The organism is Pseudomonas sp. NA-150 (genome assembly GCF_044336365.1).
Taxonomy (GTDB): Bacteria; Pseudomonadota; Gammaproteobacteria; order Pseudomonadales; family Pseudomonadaceae; genus Aquipseudomonas.
In genome coordinates, this window is record NZ_CP172305.1 from 3348906 (window position 1) to 3365782 (window position 16877).

Genomic DNA, 16877 nt, shown 5'->3' on the forward strand with positions numbered 1-16877 from the left:
CTCGCGTCGGACGAGGAGAGCTACATGTCAGGATCTCGCTTCCACTAACCAAGGGTTTTTAAACCTCACTTCGCCGTGAGTGGGTTCATCGAAGGGAAGGTGATGGGGATGTGGCTCGCGGCGCGTCGGCTGCATCACGGCCGGTGCTTTTGGCCAGGCGTGCGACATGGTTTTGAAGTTGAGCTAGGCAATGAACAACCTCACGTGTTGGCACTTGTTCATCTTGGCAACGCTTCGGCCGGGGTCAGTGGCTTATCCGGGTGGTCACAGGGGACTTCAATTACCACGCGGTGCCGGGGAATCTAGTACGTCTTGGTGGTTTTCATCAGGCAGTTTGCCGTTTATGGCGGCAAGCCCTCAAACAGCGCAGCCATCGTAACCGGCTTCACTGGTCACGCTACGGACGTCTTGCCGATCTCTACACTTAGACCCAGAAATGCACATCCTTACCGAGGCGTCTCTCTACCATCAGCAGGAACTGATAGCCGCCTGTCGTGTAGTCGCCAAAAAAAGAGAGATATGGTCTCGAGTCGACGCTCGCCAGTGGCAAGGGTTTGAAGGAGTCGTATAATTTTACAAAGATGGTTTTCTGGTTTGTGCGCTGGAGAGAGACCGATGGCGGCACTCAATGACGGAAGCTTGCGAGCAAAGTATGTCTTTTACATAAATCGCGAGATTGCATTCATTCGATCCAATCGCTTGATGGCAAAAAGCACGTATTCGGGTGTTTGCCATTTCATTCGCACGGCCAGGGATCATGACTTGATTTCCAAAAATCGGGCAGATTGTTTGCTAGATATTGCCTATGCCGGGTTGAGCAAATGGGACTCGACCCTACGCACGCCCTTGACGCCACTACGAGCTGTGGCGATGAGGCATGACCACTAGATAGAAAGCGGATCGCTTTTCTCCGAACGTGTTGCAGATTTTTCTGCCTGTATGCGTTGATAGAGCTCGTGGCGATGCACATCGACGTCCTTCGGGGCTAGGATGCCGAGCTTCATCTGCTGACCGCGAATCACTAGAACCGTGACACGAATGCCATTGCCGATCTGAATGGTGTCGCCGATACAACACGTATGCTCAAGCGTCATCATTCCCCTAACGTAACCCTAGCTGTAATCCTGCTCACACTGCTTCGCGGGCGAATGATCGTACGATTGTTTTGGCCGCAGGAGTGACATTCAAATTCCTAACCTTTTTGAAGGGGAGCCATTTACAGTTCGCGATTTCATTGCACGGAGTGGGATTGTCGGTTTCGCGCAGCGCCGCTGCAAATACGTAGTGAACGGTATTGTCATTTTCAAACCGAGCCAAGTAGACCAAGCCTTGGGCAACCAGCCCGGTCTCTTCGCATAGCTCGCGCAAGGCAGCTTGAGCTGGTGTCTCGCCCGCTTCGATCTTACCGCCAGGTAAAACCCAACTGGACTTCGACCTGCGTACGTAGAGAACGCGATCATCTCGCCGGCAAATCACTGTCGCCCTCTCTTTCATTGTCTTCTCCAGCCCATAGCGGTGTCGATCGATCCTCGGATGTTTCGATTCGGAAACATGCGATTGAGATCGTTAAACGAAGCTTAGAGTTCAGATACACCTTGTGCTCATGCATCTTCGACGCATTGGCCAATTAGACAGGCACATTACCGTAACACCTGGCGATTTTTACGATCACGCTTGGTACTAACCGACTCAGAGCGGACGTTCAGCAGAAAGCATTTTTGTTGACGATCAGCGAGGAAACAACAACCTCACCGCAAGACTTTACACCTCAGCCCTGAGCACCGTCTTTCGGACTGTCAACCCAATACCGTGACCCTACTTGGACAGCCATGTCGCTTTGGAAGCGCTAACCCGCCAAAAACTCGCGAGTGGAACTCCCTCACTACATTGCGAGGTCGGCTATTAACGGGCCGATTTTCTCCAGCGGAACGCAATAATCTGGATGGTCATCTCCCAGCACGTGGCGTGGCATATCAGGGGCTAACGCATCCCCCGGGTCTTGCACGATGACTGCTCCACCAGCTGCATTGATCGCTTTTGCCCCGTTGGTTCCATCGCCGTCTCCACCGGTAAGCACGACACCCAGAGTCCGTGAGCCATAGACGGACACAGTGGTTTGAAATAACCGATCAGCAGCGGGACGTGAGTGTTTGACCTTGGGCTCAGCGCTCAAATGGATAACACCCGGAAAACGAACTTCCAAATGCCGATCCGGCGGAGCTATGTAAATGTGCTCTTTTTTGATTTCTTCGCCTTCAACTGCATAACCTACCTTCATCGATGTGTGCGATGAGAAGATGGCATCTAGCAGTCTAGGGCTTGAGGGGCCGCTGTGAAGCACAATCAAAATCGAAACATTCAGAGTCCGGGGAAGAGACGATAGGATTTGACTGATGGCCTGTACACCACCAAGCGAAGCACCTATCACGATGGCATCGAAGCGTGTTTCAGTAGGGGTGTCCATAATGTCAATCCGCCTGTGTATGGTCAGTACAATGATTCTCGCCTTGACGCGTGCCAGGCTAAATGAGGCGCCGGATTCTCAGAGGGTGTGGAAAATCGGCTAAGCCATATGGCAGTAAGGGTTGTTCTTAAGAGTTGTCATATCAGGTGGGTACCAGGCAGGTGGTCGCTTTCATCAGGGGCAACTCCATCTTCGATAAGGACATAATTTGTGCGCCTCCGACCTCTAATATTTTAAGCCACCGTTTTTGGCAAACAGGTTGTTAGCGAGTTCTTTGAGTGAAAGCCAGTCATCCCACTCGATCGCGCCATCTCGCAGAAGCGCTTGCGCGGTATGAAGGAGCGTGGCGTGGTGACCATCAGGGTCTTCAAGGCGGTAACGCTCATCATCGAACAGGGCATACCAGGCTTCGAGTTGCACTTCGGTACGATTGACACTCATCGAAGACCTCCATCTGGTTGGCTAATCAATTGGTATTGCAGCCGTCAGGCTGGTCAACTGCGTGGCTAACTGGTGGGTGGGTATCTTCCATCGTTCCAGTGTTGCCCGGTTGGAATGCTTCACCTCTCCTCCAGGGTCAATCGCACCGGCACCGATTTTGAAGCCGGCACTTTACTGCGTTTGGCGTGGTGCCAGAGCGGCACGAGTGGATTGCATTCGGGGTAGTAAGCGGCGGCACAGCCTTCGGGAATATCGTAGGCAATGATTTCGAAGGGCCCAACCTGACGCTTGACCTCCGGCTCAATGGCAGTGGTGAGTAGGACGCGCTCGCCTACTTTGAGTCCCAATCGCGTTATATCGTTGCGGTGCATGAATATGACCTCCCGGGTGCCGCTTATGCCACGAAAACGGTCGTCATAACCATAAATGGTGGTGTTGAACTGATCGTTGCTGCGCAACGTCATCAACTGCAGCACATCACGAGAGAGGGCGCAGGGGTACACATCATCATCTTCGCTGAGGGTGCCAGGGGTTATGAACTGGGCCTTGCCGCTGGGGGTTAGCCATTTTCGCTGGGCGGCTGCGATAGGACGATGGAAGCCGCCGGGTTCGGCCATGCGGATTTCCATATCATGGAAAATTTCCGGGTAGATGGCGCTGATGGCTGTTCTGATCTGAGAATAATCTTCGCACCAGCCTTGCCAGTCGATCGAAGGGTTAAAGGTCAGCGTAGCCATGGCCAAACCGGCGACAATGCTGGTTTCAGCGCGTACGTGCGGGCTGACTGGCTCTGCGCTGCCGCGCCAGCCATGGATGCAACCGGTGCTATCCTCAGTGGAGCAGGTTTGCGCGACATCATTCTGTCGGTCAATTTCGATGCGCCCCAGACACGGCAATAGCCACATGTTTTTTACAGGGAGCAAATGCGTGCGGTTGAGCTTCGTCCCGATTTGCACGTTCAATTCTAAATTCCGCCAGGCCGGTTCCATTCGCGAGGTGTCAGGAATAGCCCGTAGAAAATTACCGCCTAAACCAATAAAACCCCGGACGCGCCCGTCAAGAATGCCTTCACAGGCGTCCACCGTGCACAGTCCTCGCTGTTTTGGCACCGAGAAGCCGAACCGCTGCTCGATCAACTCTGAAGGGACTTTTTTCGGGTTTTCGGTTATCCCAACAGTGCGCTGTCCCTGAACGTTGGAATGGCCGCGTACCGGACATATGCCCGCTCCAGGTTTGCCGATGTTGCCGCGCATCAGTAACAAATTCACCAACATCTGCACATTCTGAACGCCCTGTCGATGCTGAGTGAGGCCCATCCCATAGACCATCATCACCCGGCGGTTACGGGCGTAAACAGTTGCCGCAGATTCAAGAGCGCCGTGAGTTAGTCCGGATTGACGTTCGATTTGCTGCCAGTGACAACCGCGAACCATGGAAGCAAATGCTTCGAACCCTTCGGTGTGTTGATCAATAAAATCGTAATCGATGATGGCAGCGCCCCCTTTACGCTGCGTGTGATCATCCATTTCCAGCAGGGCCTTGGCGAGGCCTATGAGCGCGGCCGTATCGCCGCCGATTGCAACCTGATGGTATTGGGTACTAATAATAGTGGACTTGGGTGTGAGCATTTCGGTTGGAGATTGCGGATTAACGAAACGCTCCAGCCCCCGTTCACGTAAAGGGTTGAAGGTGATGATAGGAACGTTGCGTTTGCGCACGTCCTGCAACTGATGAAGCATTCTTGGCGCGTTGCTGCCGACGTTCTGGCCAAAGAAAAATAGGCAATCGGTGTGATTGAAGTCGTCCAGCGTGACCGTGCCGACCGGAACACCAATGCTCTCCTGCAAACCCACGGATGTGCTTTCGTGGCACATGTTTGAGCTGTCAGGCAAATTGTTGGTGCCATAAGCCCTGGCGAATAACTGATACATGAATGAGGTTTCGAGTGAGGCTCGCCCTGAGGCGTAAAACACTACGCTATCGGGCTCCAGCGCTTTCAGTTGCGCACCAATCTCGCGGTAAGCCTCGTCCCAAGATGTTTCCCGGTAGCGATCACTCGCTGGCTCGTAACGCAGAGGATGGGTCAATCGACCGTGCTGTTCCAATGCGTAATCTGGCCATTGTCGAAGTTCACTGAGCGTATGTTCGGCGAGGAATGCCGGAGTGGTCTTCATCGACGTCAACTCCCAAGCTGTGGCCTTGGCGCCGTTCTCGCAAAACTCTAGCGCATGAGGGTGGCCAGGCTTCGCCCAGGCACAACTGACACACGCAAAACCGTCAGGCTTGTTCTGTTTCAACAGTGCGCTTGGGGCCTTGGCAAGCGCCTGCTCTCGCCACAGGATTTTCATCACGGATTTGGCTGAACCCCAGCCTCCGCTCGCATGCGAGTATGGGTGGAAATGCGCTTTTGGATGAATGAGCATTGGCAGTTCCTAAACGCTTCATTTAGAGATTGATAAAGGTACGACGGGCGCATGTTTCAAAGGTTCGATACGAATGCTGGACGGTGAAACCCTCCACGCCTGGTTGACCGTTCGGTGAGTAAAAAACGCAAAAGTCAGACGGTTTTTCTTATCTCCACTCGACGCGCTCTACGGCTTTACTCAGACGAAAAACAAACGGGGTTAACCACCTCCCAGCGCTATGGGGACTGAAGGAAAGAGTCAACGGCTAACGGATATAGCCCGGCGTAACGCCGCTTATTCAAAACAAAATCACGCTGAGAAGCGTACCAGTAGCAATAACCCAACCCCCAGTACAACCGTGGCATATAAATATCTCTTTTTTTCGTCCTTTAGCTTCATGAAAGTCGGTAAGCCCACAAACAGCAGGAAGGTTGAGTACGCGGACGCTATCAGCAAGACCATGAGTGCTAAACAACGGCTGGAGTACAGAGCTCCCAAGCCGGCTATAAAAAAAGGTGTGGCTGTGTAAGCCGCAAACCCTATGCATTGGTTAAGACCGGGCCGTGCGTCGAAGGAGCGTGGCATCCAACGGATGAAGGAGCCCATCAGTACCGTGCCGATCAGGATGCTGCAGGAAAAAAGCAAACAAAGTTGAATTGCGCTCGTTGGAGTAAGCCTCACTAGCTCAACACCCACCAAACTCCACCTACTTGCGTTGTCCCAACAAACAGCGCAATCACCGGGATCAGTGCTAGTAGGATTAGATGCAGAGCGTAGCGGCGAGGGTGCATTGATTCTTCTTCGCGAATATTTCTCCACGCGTGAAATGGATTGGTGAACAGCTCAATAAAGTGCGCCGACATGATAATACCCTCCGCATGCGAAAATTCAGGTCAGCTTCATTGGGGCCAGCCCGTGGGTGTCGCTGATAATCGTTGGGCGTTCGAGGCAACTGGAAATTCCCCAAAAGTGCCCAACGGTGCTTCATATCAGGTCTATGTGTCGGGACTCACGTTGCAGGTTGGTAACTATGAATCCCGACGCGGCGCACTGAGTAACTTTCGCTTATGAGGTGTAGTACGCACCTGGCCGACAGATCGCGTTACTCATGGATGGCGCTTCCAGAACTCGCCAGCAGTGCCCTGCAGATAGCTCAGATACCACCAGCCTATCGCTAGGTTAGGTGTCCCTAACTTGCTGAGTCGTCATGAACACCTTCAATCTTCAACAGCTGCTCAAGAATTTCCTTAGCCTGTCCTCCGGATGTTCGTGTAAGCACAATGGTCACACTATCAGTCTCGTCGCGACTGCCCTTTTCGACGATAAACTGTTTGACCTTGCTGGAGCGGTTACCCATGATTTTGTTGATGTTCTTGAGTGATATGGCCTGCGAGGGCGCTGTCAGCTTCAATACGTGGACTTGCACCTTATTGCGATACATGCGTTCCATGGGCTTGATGGCAATCAGGATCACGAGAATGATTGCGGTGGCGGCAATACTTAATACGTAAAGTCCGCCGCCAACAGATAAGCCGATGGCCGCAACTGTCCATAGGCTCGCCGCCGTCGTCAGGCCTCTGATCACCTCGCCACGCAGAAGAATCGACCCGGCACCCAAGAACCCGATACCGGTGACCACCTGCGCAGCCACCCGCGAAGGATCCAGTACAGTGTTCGGCATCGCTAACGCATCCTGGAATCCAAATGACGATACAAGCATCAATAGGCCGGAGCCGACGCATACCAGCATATGGGTGCGCAATCCCGCCGCCCAGAGCAAACGTTCGCGCTCAAGCCCAATTAAGCTGCCGAGCAACGCGGCTAATAGCAAGCGCAGGCACATTTCCCAATCTGTGAGCATTCGTTACCTCTGAGCCTTAGCGTGTCGGTTAGTGATCCGTTACGTTCTAGGTGATGTCGCTGGTGTGGGGAACTTCCAAAATTCAAACTTCGTCTCGTCTTTCTTGACGCGTTCGGTAGGGTGGGTTCCCGGACGCGTATGCCGCTTAGCGGTCAACTTTAGATCAGGTATGTCATCTATCCACTAGCCTTTGGATCTTGTTGAATCGACACTCCGGGGGGAGGTGCGCTCGTCCTGAATTGTGCCGTCCTCTTTATGAATTTTCAGCGAGGCTGTTTTCCCCTGAAAGAACTCTCGGGCCAACGCGGTGATTTCTGCTTTGGTAGCAGCGGTCTTTCGAGGCACGCTCAGCGCCTTGTTTGGTGAGGGCCCAACCGCTGTCTGTCTTGGAGAGGTGGTCGTTTCTCCTGCGATAAATGTCATTTGAGGCCAACGCGCTTGCGCATTTGCGCGGTGATGGTTTGTTTGGTTTTCGCCAGGTCTGCCCATGGGTCTGCATCCAGTTCGCTCAAGCGCTCATGGACGTTTCGGATGTTCCAGACGTTCGCACCCTTGATCTCCAACAATTCCTCGCGAAAGATCGGCACTGACACCGGTAAACCTTCTCTGGTGCGCGCTGAATAGGCACTGATTGTGGTTGCACCCAAGCCATTTCGCAGATAGTCGATGAAGATACGTCCAACGCGATTCTTGGGCCCTGACACCGCTGAAAAGCGATCTGGAAGGAGCTTTGCGATATGTTTGACAATCGCATGGCTGAAGTCTTTGACTGCATCCCAGTCTGCCTTCGGCGACAGCGGTACGACGAGGTGAATACCTTTGCCCCCGCTGGTTTTGAGGAATGACGTCAGCCCCAATTCATCCAGCACTGCCAACGTTAGTTGAGTCGCTTCTACCATGCTTTTCCAGGGCAGCGCGGGGTCTGGATCGAGATCGAGAATGAACCGGTCGGGGCGTTGTAGATCCTTGGAAACGGCATTCCAGGCATGCAATTCAATAGTGCTCATCTGCACCGCGCCGATAAGCGCTTCGATATTATTGACCAACATTACAGGGTGGCCGGTGTACTCCTTGCCCATCGTCTCAATGCCCGGGATGTTTAGGCGGTCGGCATTTTTCTGGAAGAATAGTTCACCGGCAATACCTTCCGGCGCTCGCACCAGTGCAACGGGTCGATGGGCTAATTGCGGGATAAGCCAGTCAGAAATTTTGATGTAGTAATCCGCCAGGTCACGCTTGGTCGCACCGCTGCTGGGGTCAATAACCCGCTCCGGATGTGTGAGCCTGATCTTGCCTGGGGTGATGGGGCTGTCTGTTTTAGCTTCGGATTTTACGACGGCCCCGGCCTTTTTGCTTGCTGTAGTCTTCGCTGGCGTGGGCGACGAGGCGGGGAGCTCCTCGGTAATCGATTGTGCGGGTTTGTCCATGCGCAAACCATGGAATACCGCATGCCTGACCGAACCCTCTTTGGTGATCTCGGCGAATGCTACTTCGGCCAGCAGAACAGGTTTGAGCCAATGAATGCCTTTAGCTTCGAAACCCGTAGGCGGATTGATCACCGCAGGCTTCTTGGTCTCCAGTGGCACCAATTGATCGTAGATAGTTTTTAGCGTCGCCTCGATAAACCCTGTGCCAACCTTTCCTGCATATTTCAAGTCGCCTCTGTCGGTGTCATGCAGCCCCAACAACAGCGCGCCAAATTTGCTGCGTGCGCCTTTTGGTTCGCTATAGCCAACGATGACGAACTCCTGCCGACGTTTGCATTTGAGCTTGATCCAGTCGCCACTACGACGCGATACATACGGGCTACCCACGCGCTTGCCGATAAGGCCTTCCATCTGCATCTGGCAAGCGCTGTTGAGCAGTGCCTCGGGATTTTCGCCAAAGTCCTCCGAGAACCTGAGCACCTCATCTTCGCTGCGCTTCAGCACGGTGGCTAGAGCCGCACGGCGCTGCTCTACCGGCACTTCTCGCAAATCCATTCCGTTGAGGAAAGGCATGTCGAACAGGTAGAACACGATGTTGCCGCTGCGGCCTGCTTCGAATGCATTTTGCAACGCCTGGAAGTCGGGTACACCTTGATCATTAGCGACAACCATCTCGCCATCAAGCCACGCTGACTCCAGTGCGAGGCTGGCAATAGCCTCGGCCTGACGGGGCAGTTTATTCGTCCAGTCATGGCCATTGCGGGTAAACAACTGCACCTTTCCGTTATCTACCCTGGCCATCATTCGGTAACCATCAAACTTGATTTCATAGCGCCAATCACCCTCAGGGGCGGACTCTACCAACGTCGCCAATTCTGGCTTGATGCTGTCCGGTAGATTGGCCGCTTGAGCGTTTTTCAGTTGTGCTTTGGCTGATTTTTTTCGCGGGGCTGGAGCTTTTTTTACCGGCTTGGGCTCCACCGCTTTTCCTCGTTTTTTTGGAACAATTGTGCGCTCGCTCAAAACGCTGTGGGGTTCAGACTTGACGACGTCGTAGTCGCTTTCAGGACGCGCGAATTCATCTTGATGTTTGATCAGGAACCACTGTTCTTGTTTGCCGGGGATGTGTGTTTTGACCAGATTCCAGACTCCACCCAGCTTCTCACCTTGTAATTCAAATTTAAGTCGGCCTTTGGCATAGGCTTCAACGGGGTCAGTCAGGGGCTTCCAGATGCCGCGATCCCAAACGATGACGTCGCCCGCGCCGTAGTGACCTTCAGGAATATTCCCTTCGAAGGTGGCGTAGTCCACTGGGTGATCTTCGACATGCACCGCCAGGCGCTTTGCCTTCGGGTCGAGCGACGGGCCTTTGGGCACCGCCCAGCTTTTCAAGGTTCCATCAAGCTCCAGGCGGAAATCGTAGTGGAGGCGGGTGGCGTCATGCTTCTGGATGCAGAATCGGAGGGCGGTTGGCGCGCCGGTTTTTTTCTTTACCGATGGCATGGTGTTGGGTGTGCCAGACGGCTCCGGAGTGGCATCGAAATCACGCTTGCGGTCGTACTCCTGGAGAAGAGGGTGCGGGTGAAAGTCTGTTTTTTCAGGTGCCTTTTTAACCGATCTGGAAGTTTTTTTTGACTTTGACTTTGACTTTGACTTTGACTGGCTAGGGCCAATCTGGATCCATGTCGGCGCATGATCGCTGGCGTGCGCTTCACCGCGTACCCAGGCGTCCACGCCAGCCTCCTGGAGATGAGGTGCCAACACCGGGTTTAACAGGAGGTGATCGATACGCAAGCCCGAATTTTTCTGCCAGTGCTGACGGAAGTAATCCCAGAACGTGTAAACGCGTTCTTCCGGGTAGAGGTGGCGTATCGAGTCGATCCAACCTTGCGCCAATAGTCGTTGGTAGCACTCACGACTCTCGGGCTGGAGCAATGCATCCTTGAGCCAGGAGCGGGTGTTGTAGATGTCCATATCAGCTGGTACAACGTTGAAGTCACCCGCGAGGACAACGGGGTGTTCGCTGCACTGCAATGTTTTGGCGTGCTCAATCAACTGTTCGAACCACCTGAGTTTGTAGTCAAACTTGGGGCCGGGCTGCGGATTTCCATTTGGCAAATACAGGCACGCAACGATGACGCCGTGGACTGCTGCCTCTAGATAGCGGGATTGGCTATCGTCTTCTGCGCCAGGAAGGCCCTTGTGGATCTGTAGCGGTTCGGAGTCACGCGCCAGAATGGCTACCCCGTTCCACGATGCCTGGCCGTGATGCAGAGAACCATAGCCCGCTGCTTCAAGGTCGCGGGCAGGGAACACCTTATCTTGCGCTTTGAGCTCCTGTAGACAAACGACATCCGGCCGCTCACGTTCAAGCCACTGTAAGAGATTCGCGAGCCTTGCACTAATACCGTTGACGTTGAACGTCGCAATCTTCAGGTTTTCCATTCCCAATGCGCCCCAATTTCTTGATGTCCTTCTCATCTGAGGCTCTACAAAGAGATGAGTTCGAGATTTCTCACCGATGATGCAACCGCTCAAGAAATACACAGAACCCCGCTACTTATGCAGATTCAAAATCTGTAGGCCGAGACTCATTCGAGGCTAAGTGAGGTGCACATGAATAGTAAATCAGAGCTTCAAGGTGGATCAGGAAGCGGAGCTGGCTCAACCGAGCCTCTAGAGCCCGGTCGGCCGGACGTAATGCCGAATCCGCCACCTGACGTGGATGACGTTCCGTCAAAGGAGGGCGAAATACCTTTGAATGCTGACGATGAGGCCCCTGTGGAAGAGGAGATGGAGGACGTAGAAGTAAACGATTCAGTCTCGGACGAGAGCCCGAGAGGACACTAGCGTGCCTCACCTGACAGACCCGGTATCTGTGCCGGGTTTGTTTACATTTTTTGATTCTTAATTTTCAGCATTGCGAGCGATTAGTGCAACGCTACAGCCGAGTGCGTCGCCGTAGCGTACGCAGCGGCAAACCTGCGGCGGCGATCGTGAATTTAATCGAGTGGGCCCAGCACGTCGGGCATGATCCGGATGCTTATTCGGGGGAAGCCTTCATGCGGTTGCCGATGCAACGTACGAGCGAGATTGCCGAACTGTCGCCCTGGACAGGGCGAAGACTCGATTCAGAGTTCGCATTATCCTACCTCACGCTGACCTCCATTCAACATGGGTTATTCCCAGTTGCTCCGCCTCCAATTGACTGAGACGAGGTACCTTGTCAGATCTGTATTTTGGGATCTGGCCTATACCTGCGTCGACGGTTGCCCAATGCCAAGCCTCCTCTTTATTCATTAACGCCGAATGTATGTAGAAGGTCTTGTAGTGTCCGTGCATCAGATAGTCGATTCGATAGTGCGTGCTTTTCATCAGGCGTTCTCTTTTGGCAGCTCTCGAGCCAATGAGTGTTTCGTTCAAAGAAAATTCCGGCTTTCTGATCAGCCAGCAGCCACTACCCAAAATCTCGATCGTCGAAGCTATCCGGTCAAAAAGTGCGAACTCGATTGATCGACGCACAGTCCACTCTATAGACGCGATGCCCCGTCACATCTATTCAAGGAGAGCGACATGGTTGACTACCCGAAGCCACCCTTTAAGGCGCAGCAGCAACCTGTCCCCGGAAATCAGAGCAAGATGGAACCGAGTCCAGACTGTGGCGAGAGTAGCTACAAGGGTTCGGGGCGAATGGTCAGCAAGATCGCGCTGATTACAGGGGGTGACAGTGGTATTGGTCGCGCTGTGGCCATTGCCTTTGCGCGTGAAGGAGCTGACGTCGCTATTTCGTATCTGAATGACCTTGAAGATGCCGAAGAGACGGCCCGTTGGGTTGAGGAGGCGGGAAGACGATGCCTATTGTTACCAGGAGATTTGTCGGACAAGGCGCATTGCGCAACGATTGTGAGCGCGACGGTGGAAAAGTTCGGACGCATTGATGTGCTGGTCAATAACGCCGCCCATCAGATGACCTTCGAGACACTTGAGGCGATTCCGGACGAAGAATGGGTGAAGACGTTTGAGGTCAACGTCACCGCTATGTTTCGAATCTGCAAGGCCGCTCTGCCACACATGGCCAAGGGCAGTTCGATCATCAACACCAGTTCGGTAAATTCGGACATGCCTAACCCGACGCTGTTGGCCTATGCCACCACCAAAGGGGCTATCGCCAACTTCACGGCGGGACTCGCGCAGATATTGGGTGAGCGAGGTATTCGGGTTAACAGTGTGGCACCCGGGCCGATTTGGACGCCGTTGATCGTGTCTACGATGCCGGTAGAGGCGGTAGAAACATTCGGAGGCAACACGCCACTGGGTAGGCCGGGGCAACCCGTCGAGGTTGCTCCGATTTATGTTCTGCTCGCTTCGGATGAAGGGAGTTACATTTCAGGGGCACGTTATGCGGTTACGGGTGGCAAGCCGATTCTCTAGCGAGGCGAAGGCTGCTGAATTTAATAAAGCTCACGCCACTGTGATCGCATCCAGCGTCCGGAGGAGCTAGTCCTATCCCGGGAGCGAAAATGACCAAGACTATCAGCGCAAAAGATTTGAAGATTGACCTCAGCAAAGGCAATGAATCCGGGCTGTTTAGGTGGTGGATAGCCAGCTTCCTGATGGGTAAACGAATCCAAGCGGACATTGCAGCTGACGCCTACCGAGTCATCTTCGAAATGCACAACTGCGATACCGTAGAAAAACTCGGTAGCTGTTCTCACCATGAATTGGTCGCCATGCTGGGTGAGGCTCACTATGTCCGTTATGACGAAACCACGGCCTCTCGATTATCTGCGATGTGCAAAAAACTGACGACCGACTACAAGGGAAAGGTATCGAACATACACCGGGCTAGCGAGGATAAAAGCGACTTTAAAAAACGCTTGGAAGCGTTTGAGGGTATTGGCCCCAAAACCGTAGAGATCTTCATGCGTGACGCAGAGAAGGTGCTCTTTTGACTGCAAAAAATCGCTGTACGTTGGTTGTACCGGCTGGAGCATAGGGCGCGAATACATGACGGTTTTTGCTAATGACGGGACACACCTTGAGCGTTATGCGTCGCGACTTACCGGGGTAGAAATCAACGGCTCATTCTATCGCTTTCACCGGCCTCAAACCAATGCCAGATCCGCCGCGTCCGTGAGCACAGATTTTCGCTTTTCAGTGAAAGTGCCAAAGTCGATAACCCATGAGTATCGCCTGCAAAACTGCGCGCCGCTCCTGGATACCTTTCTTACTGGATGCAGTTCGTTGGGCAGTAAACTCGGTTGCGTACTGATTCAATTGCCGCCATCACTGATATCTGAACCGAGCGTTGCGGGTCATTTTTTCCAGACATTAAGAAATCGTTTTGACGGTTACGTGATCATTGAACCTCGTGGTGAGAGTTGGGTACAGGCGGAAAAAATAATGGTTGACCGTCGAATTGCCCAAGCCGGTGTCAATCCATCGCGAATCAGCGGCGATGATGAACCGAGAGGTTAGCTTGGGATGCGCTATTGGCGTCTCCACGATACACCCAGGATTTATCACAGCGGCTATGAGCAGGTTTGGCTCGAAGAATGTGCAGGAAGGTTAGGAAAGCAATAAGCGCTGGGGTGCCCACCTGGTGCATTTTTGATAACACCGCTAGCGGAGCAGCCATGGGCAACGCATTAGCGATGATGGAAGTATTGCAGACGGTCTGACGCGAGAGTCGAATTCAAAGGCGTCATCGAGTGTGATCGTCAACGGTACAAAGACCTGTAAAGCTTTCCGTGCTCGCCTCAGTGGCAGCGCGCACTCGAGAGTGAGACTTCTATGGTCGGGGAAAATTCTGCATTTCTGCGCAAATGTTTAGGGAGACGCCACCTGTCAGCCGAGCTCTAAATTCTTTGAACGTATGCTTCTTATACTCGGACAGATAGGGGTGACCAGGTAATTTTTCCCTGGTTGTGAATCGGAGAGCATTATGAAAGCCATCGTATATAACGGCCCGCGCGATGTCAGTTTGCAGAACGTCCCAGATGCCAAGATAGAAAAGCCTACTGATGCACTTATTCGTATTACCACCACCAACATTTGTGGTTCAGATTTACACATGTACGAGGGACGAACTTCGTTTGAATCCGGGGGCGTGTTCGGACACGAAAACCTTGGTGAGGTCATTGAAGTGGGGAGGGGCGTAGATCGCATCAAAGTAGGTGATCGCGTTTGCCTGCCATTCAACATCGGTTGCGGGTTTTGCGAAAACTGCGAGAGGGGGCTAACCGGATTCTGTCTGACTGCAAACCCTGGCAATGCCGGTGCCGCCTACGGTTTTGCCGAAATGGGCCCCTATAAAGGAGGGCAAGCCGAAATGCTTCGAGTACCGTACGCGGACTTCAATTGTCTAGTGCTACCCGAAGATGCTCAAGAGCGCGAAGACGATTACGTGATGCTGTCAGATATATTCCCTACTGGCTGGCATGCCACCGAATTAGCGGGTTTGCTCCCCGGTGAAAGCATTGCCATTTACGGTGCCGGCCCAGTCGGTCTGATGGCTGCGCACTCGGCAATGATTAAGGGCGCTTCGCAGGTATTTGTGGTCGACAACCATCCTGATCGTTTGAAATTGGCTCAGCAGATGGGAGCGACGCCAATCAATTCGCTTGAAAAGGAGGCCGTTGACCAGATTCTCCATCTGACCGATGGCAGGGGTAGTGATCGTGGCTGCGAATGCGTGGGATACCAATGCTGCGACCGCCATGGTCATGAGACCAATCATCTGACAATGAATAATCTAGTGGCTTCGACCAAGGCTACCGGTGGAATTGGCGTTGTCGGCGTTTTTGTGCCGCAGGATCCCGGTGCCAAAAACGACTTGGCGAAGGAAGGTAAAATGGCTTTCGACTTCGGCGCTTTTTGGTTCAAAGGCCAGCAAATCCGTACGGGGCAGGCTAACGTCAAGGCTTACAACCGTCGCCTTGCAGAGCTCATTCATCATGGCCGCGCATCACCATCACAGATCATTTCTCACCGACTGAAGTTGTCGGAAGGGCCTGAGGCTTATAAGCACTTTGATGCCCGTGATGAAGGCTGGACGAAGGTAATCCTCAAGCCCGCAGCATGAACCTCCAGGCTTGTGGGCTCTCCACCCAATGTGGGCGGGGAGTCCGCAGTCTCATCAAGGCCCTTAGGCAGAAACTCTTGACACACCAATCCGCCGTCGGAAGCCAATAATTCTGACCAAATACTTCCCTTCCAAGAGACCCGGAAAATGCTCGAGTGTGCCGCGAGCTTCCTTCTGAATAACGCTCATCCACGTTCATTTCAGTCGCTGAGCTGGTCATCAGGATTTACTTCTTTTTGCTGGTTTTACGATAAAAAAAGGAACATGAGGAATGTTTGTTCGAAATGGCTCAATGGACGTAGCCATCCGGCCAGCTTCCTCTCCTGAAAGTCTCCAAGTTGGCCAAGAAGTGGACACCATTGCTTGACATACCCTGGTGCCCATCGCGCTTAGGTGACGCGTATTACTGCTGTTCCATTTCCAACCGTAGACCCTGTCGTCGGCCCCAATGTATCACTGGAGAAAGTTTGACGGGCGAAAGGGGGGAATGCCTGAAGTTGGCCGCCGTTCATCTGATGCTTGGCACCCATGTGTCATGGAAGCTCTCGAAATCTCATGACTCAGATCCCTGGGCATAGAAAAGGTAGAAGGAGATTCATCATGGCTATCGATCCGAAGTTCCCTGGCAGCCCGCCGTCACCCATCACTACGCCCGTTATTGACGAGCCGGCCCTTGATGACGACGGGCTCCCACAATCGGATGTTTTGCCCGACCCTCTGGGGACGCAAGATCGTCCCGATGATTGGAAAGACCCATCCGGCGCAGACGATCTGGGCTTTGATCCTGAGTCTCCGGATCTAGAGGATCCGGAGGTAGATCCTCTGCATCCCGCAAGAACCCAAAACGACCCTGTGAACCGTTAGACCGACTGTATCTGTAGATAACTGTGATCGATTCTGCTTAGACCGAAATAACCAATAACGGCTATCAGGTGGTTAGCGTTATCAGCAGTGATTGGAAGGTCTGTACCAAGGATGACCAGCTGGCCTCCTTCGGCTCGCGGCAAGAGGCACTGGCTAATGCCGCGTACTAGCCGACGTTCATGGGCAGGTCTCTGCAACCTGTTCAAGGACGACCACACGGTGGTGACTGATGGTTATGCCAACGGGGGCGAGTGCGCCTTTCCCTCTCATTTCGCGGCTTATGTCGAGATGTTCGACAACGAGGATATATCATGAATCCTAACGACTTTCG

General features: G+C 53.2%; 12 protein-coding genes and 3 pseudogenes. 5 read left to right on the plus strand and 10 right to left on the minus strand.

Going from position 1 to position 16877, the window contains the following annotated elements:
• Positions 1–884: 884 nt before the first annotated feature.
• From csrA to ACF0H7_RS15900, 10 genes and pseudogenes are all read right to left on the minus strand, one after another.
• Positions 885–1094, minus strand: coding sequence for a carbon storage regulator CsrA (csrA, locus tag ACF0H7_RS15855; RefSeq protein ID WP_397453909.1), 210 nt, complete (start codon positions 1092–1094; stop codon positions 885–887).
• A 34-nt stretch (positions 1095–1128) separates the two neighbouring features.
• Positions 1129–1494 carry an NUDIX hydrolase gene (locus ACF0H7_RS15860; RefSeq protein WP_397453667.1) on the minus strand — a complete coding sequence of 122 codons (366 nt, stop codon included), beginning with the start codon at positions 1492–1494 and terminating at the stop codon, positions 1129–1131.
• 388 nt (positions 1495–1882) lie between these two features.
• Positions 1883–2464: a chemotaxis protein CheB gene (locus tag ACF0H7_RS15865; RefSeq protein ID WP_397453668.1), complete on the minus strand. Its 582-nt coding sequence runs from the start codon at positions 2462–2464 to the stop codon at positions 1883–1885.
• Between the two features lie 225 nt (positions 2465–2689).
• Entirely contained in the window at positions 2690–2905 is a 216-nt protein-coding gene (locus ACF0H7_RS15870; RefSeq protein WP_397453669.1) for a hypothetical protein, read from the minus strand.
• A 119-nt stretch (positions 2906–3024) separates the two neighbouring features.
• Entirely contained in the window at positions 3025–5328 is a 2304-nt protein-coding gene (locus ACF0H7_RS15875; protein WP_397453670.1) for an FdhF/YdeP family oxidoreductase, read from the minus strand.
• A gap of 306 nt (positions 5329–5634) precedes the next feature.
• A pseudogene (locus tag ACF0H7_RS15880) lies at positions 5635–6173 on the minus strand (Yip1 family protein); the annotation flags it as partial.
• Positions 6174–6499: 326 nt separating this feature from the next.
• Positions 6500–7171, minus strand: a complete 672-nt coding sequence (locus ACF0H7_RS15885) for an MgtC/SapB family protein (RefSeq protein ID WP_397453671.1) — start codon at positions 7169–7171, stop codon at positions 6500–6502.
• Positions 7172–7354: 183 nt separating this feature from the next.
• A pseudogene (locus ACF0H7_RS15890) lies at positions 7355–7589 on the minus strand (DUF2188 domain-containing protein).
• Position 7590: 1 nt separating this feature from the next.
• Positions 7591–11043, minus strand: a complete 3453-nt coding sequence (ligD, locus tag ACF0H7_RS15895) for a DNA ligase D (RefSeq protein ID WP_397453672.1) — start codon at positions 11041–11043, stop codon at positions 7591–7593.
• A 708-nt stretch (positions 11044–11751) separates the two neighbouring features.
• Positions 11752–11973 carry a DUF6555 family protein gene (locus ACF0H7_RS15900; RefSeq protein WP_397453910.1) on the minus strand — a complete coding sequence of 74 codons (222 nt, stop codon included), beginning with the start codon at positions 11971–11973 and terminating at the stop codon, positions 11752–11754.
• A gap of 198 nt (positions 11974–12171) precedes the next feature.
• On the opposite strand from ACF0H7_RS15900, the gene ACF0H7_RS15905 reads away from it, so the two are divergent.
• From ACF0H7_RS15905 to ACF0H7_RS15925, 5 genes and pseudogenes are all read left to right on the plus strand, one after another.
• Positions 12172–13029: an SDR family oxidoreductase gene (locus ACF0H7_RS15905; RefSeq protein ID WP_397453673.1), complete on the plus strand. Its 858-nt coding sequence runs from the start codon at positions 12172–12174 to the stop codon at positions 13027–13029.
• An 89-nt stretch (positions 13030–13118) separates the two neighbouring features.
• Entirely contained in the window at positions 13119–13550 is a 432-nt protein-coding gene (locus ACF0H7_RS15910; RefSeq protein ID WP_397453674.1) for a DNA methylase, read from the plus strand.
• A 55-nt stretch (positions 13551–13605) separates the two neighbouring features.
• Positions 13606–14279 (plus strand): annotated as a pseudogene (locus ACF0H7_RS15915) (DUF72 domain-containing protein).
• A 263-nt stretch (positions 14280–14542) separates the two neighbouring features.
• The gene (locus tag ACF0H7_RS15920) at positions 14543–15682 is read left to right on the plus strand and encodes a glutathione-independent formaldehyde dehydrogenase (RefSeq protein WP_397453675.1); all 1140 of its coding nucleotides are present in this window, start codon (positions 14543–14545) and stop codon (positions 15680–15682) included.
• A 600-nt stretch (positions 15683–16282) separates the two neighbouring features.
• Entirely contained in the window at positions 16283–16546 is a 264-nt protein-coding gene (locus ACF0H7_RS15925; protein WP_397453676.1) for a DUF6021 family protein, read from the plus strand.
• Positions 16547–16877 lie beyond the last annotated feature (331 nt).